This window comes from Azospirillum sp. Marseille-Q6669 (genome assembly GCF_965111635.1).
Map to the genome: position 1 here is coordinate 1 of NZ_CBCOOP010000009.1, position 2,219 is coordinate 2,219.

The following is a 2,219-nucleotide window of genomic DNA, read 5'->3' on the forward strand; positions in this document are numbered from 1 at the left end:
TCAGCGTGTCGGCCCCGCCCAGGCCGGCCAGCGTGTCGTTGCCGTCCTGCCCGTCCAGGCGGTTGCGGTTGGCGTCGCCGGTCAGCCGGTCGTTGCCGCCGGAGCCGAGCAGATTCTCGATCCCCGACAGCCGATCACCCTGCGCATCGCCGCCGGTTCCCGTGCCGCTCGCCAGACTGACCGTCACCCCGGCGGTGGAGGCGGAATAGTCCGCGGTGTCGGTGCCCGCACCGCCGACCAGAGTGTCGGCGCCCGCACCACCGACCAGCGTGTCGTCTCCCGCAGCGCCGTCGAGCCGGTTGGCCCCGCCGTCGCCCGTCAGCCGATCGTTGCGGCTGGAACCGGTGACGTTCTCGATGCCGGCCAGAACATCCCCCTCCGCATCGCCGCCCAGGCCGGTCCCGGTGGCGAGATCGACGGTCACCGCGGCGGTCGAGGCCGAGTAATCCGCGGTGTCGGTTCCAGCCCCGCCGATCAGCGTGTCGGCCCCGCCCAGGCCGGCCAGGGTGTCGTTGCCCGCCCGCCCGTCGATCCGGTTGCCTCCGGCGTCGCCCGTCAGCCGGTCGTTGCCGTCCGAGCCGAGCAAGTTTTCGATCCCGCTCAGCCGGTCGCCCTGCGCGTTGCCGCCGCTGCCAAGCCCGGTCGTCAGGTTGACGGTGACCGCCACCGCCGAGGCCGAATAATCCGCGGTGTCGGTGCCCTCGCCGCCGACCAGCGTGTCCGCCCCGGCGCCACCGGCCAGCGTGTCGTCGTCGGCACCACCGTCGAGCCGGTTGCCGCCGCCGTTGCCAGTCAGACGGTCGCCGAAGGCGGAGCCGATGACGTTCTCGATGCCGGTCAGGATGTCCCCCTCCGCATCGCCGCCATGGCCCGTTCCGGCGTCGAGATCGACGGTCACCGCCTCCGGAGAGGCCGAATAGTCCGCGGTATCGGCGCCCTCGCCACCGATCAGCGTGTCCGCCCCAGCCCCGCCGTCCAGCGTGTCGTCACCCGCCGCACCGTCAATGCGGTTGGCGCCGCCGTCGCCCGTCAGGCGGTCGTCGTGGCTGGAGCCGATGATGTCCTCGACCCCGCTGATCCGGTCCCCCTCGGCGTCGCCGCCGGCCCCGGTGCTTGCGGCCAGATCGACCGTGACGCCGCTGGCCGATCCGCTGTAGGCGACGGTATCGGTGCCCTCGCCGCCGATCAGCGTGTCGGCCCCGGCGCCGCCCTCCAGGCTGTCGTTCCCGGCGGCTCCGTCCAGGCTGTCGTCGCCGGCCCCGCCGGAGAACTGGTTGTCGCCCGCGTCGCCGATCAGCGTGTCGTTGCCGGCCCCACCCCGGACATTCTCGATCCCGGACAGGCTTTCGCTCATCCAGCCGCCGTGCTGCACGCCCCCGTTGGAGAGGTCCACGGCGATAGGTCCGGAGCCCGCCCCGAAATCGACGGTGTCGATACCGTCGCCACCGATCAGGACGTTGTGCCCGCCGCCGCCGGTCAGAACGTCGTCGCCGTCGCCGCCGGTCAGCGTGTCGTCGCCCATTCCGCCGACCAACGTGTCGTCGCCGTCACCCCCGTCCAGAAGGTCGCCGTTGTAGTCGTCGCCGACTCTGAGGCTGTCGTTGCCCGCCCCTCCGATCAGCGTGTCGCTGCCGAAGCCGCCCTCCAGCGTGTCGTCGCCATCCCCACCGTCGTAGCGGTCGTTGCTCCAGTAGGAGCCGCCCTCGCCCAGCCGGTCGTTCCCGGCGCCGCCCAGCAGCGTGTCGTCGCCCTCGCCGCCATACAGAACGTCGTTGCCGTCGCCGCCGTCCACATGGTCGCCGCCGCCGTCGCTATAGACCGTGTCGTCGCCATCGCCCGCGGTGATGCGGTCCGCGCCGCCGCCCGCAAGGACGAGGTCGTTTCCGCTGCCCGCGTCGATGGTGTCGTCGTTCTCTCCGGAGTCGATCCAGTCGCTGCCGGCGCCGCCGCGGATGCTGTCGTTGCCGGTTCCCGTGATGATGCGGTCATCGCCGCTGCCGCCGTCCAGAAGGTCCTCGTTGCCGCCCCCCAGCAGCGTGTCGTCGCCCGCCCCGCCATAGAGCGTGTTGGCGTTGGTGCCGCCGTCCAGAAGGTCGTCGCCCAGCCCGCCATACAGAACGTCTTCGTTGCTGTCGCCGATCAGCGTGTCGTTGCCGGAGCCGCCGTAGAGCGTGTCGTTCTCGCTGCCGCCGTCCAGCAAATCGTCTCCGGACCCGCCG

At 72.0% G+C, this 2,219-nt stretch carries 1 protein-coding gene; it reads right to left on the bottom strand.

The features are described from left to right. The coding region (locus tag ACWPXE_RS33260; protein WP_454021301.1) for a beta strand repeat-containing protein at nucleotides 1-2,219 on the bottom strand (2,219 nt) is incomplete at both ends.